Genomic DNA, 1,003 nt, shown 5'->3' with positions numbered 1-1,003 from the left:
CGCGCAAGACGCTCCAACCCCCGCACCGACTCCACCCCCAACGAACAACTCGCAGTAGCACCCCGCTGAGACATCACCACCGGCCGCGGCCGATCGATCGGCAGGTACAGCTCTTCGGTGATCCCGTCCAGCGCTTCGCTCCAGTATCTGATCTGCTGGGCAGACAGTGATTCCGGATCATCGGGCGAGCCGAGGGCAGCGCGTTGCCACAGGGCGTAGTCCGCGTACTGGACCGGCAGCGGTGTCCAGGACGGGGCGTCCCCGACCGCGCGTGCGGCATACGCGGCTGCCACATCACGCGCCAGCGGTGTCATGGAAAACCCGTCCGCCGCGATGTGATGCACCACGACAGCCAACACATACTCGGGTATCTCGGTACCGACCACACCGAACAACCTGGCACGCACCGGCACCTCGGCACTCACATCGAAACCCGCGGTCACGAACTCGGTCACCGTCTCGACCAACCGGGCCGCATGCACCGCCACCACGGCCAACTCCCGACCCACCTCCTCGACAGGCTCGACCACCTGGACCAGCATTCCGTCACGCTCGGGATAGCGCGTACGCAACGACTCGTGCCGGCACAGCACATCGACCATGGCCGAACGCAAAGCCTCGACGTTCAACTCACCACGCAACCGGATCACGATCGGCATGTTGTACGCCCCGGAACCGGTGTCGTACTGGTTGAGGAACCACATCCGCTGCTGAGCCGGCGCCAACGCCACCCGATCAGGCCGCGGCCCAGCCACCAAAGCCGGACGCCGCCGACCCGTACCCTCATGCCCCTCGACACGAACCGCCAGCCCCGCCACCGTCGGCGCCTCGAACATCAACTGCACCGGAATCTCCGCGTCCAACACAGCCCCCAACCGCGCCGCGACCCGCGTCGCAACCAAGCTGTTACCACCCAGAGCGAAGAACGAGTCATCCACCCCCACCCGCTCGACACCGAGAATCTCGGCGAATACTTGCGCGATAACCTGCTCGACCGGTGTGC

General features: G+C 65.9%; 1 protein-coding gene. It reads right to left on the bottom strand.

The features are described 5' to 3' along the window. The coding region (locus AB0B25_RS32215) for a condensation domain-containing protein (protein WP_357187651.1) at nt 1-1,003 on the bottom strand (1,003 nt) is incomplete at both ends.

It is taken from the genome of Nocardia sp. NPDC049190 (genome assembly GCF_040648115.1).
Classification (GTDB): domain Bacteria; phylum Actinomycetota; class Actinomycetes; order Mycobacteriales; family Mycobacteriaceae; genus Nocardia.
This window is presented reverse-complemented; position numbering and strand designations above follow the sequence as displayed.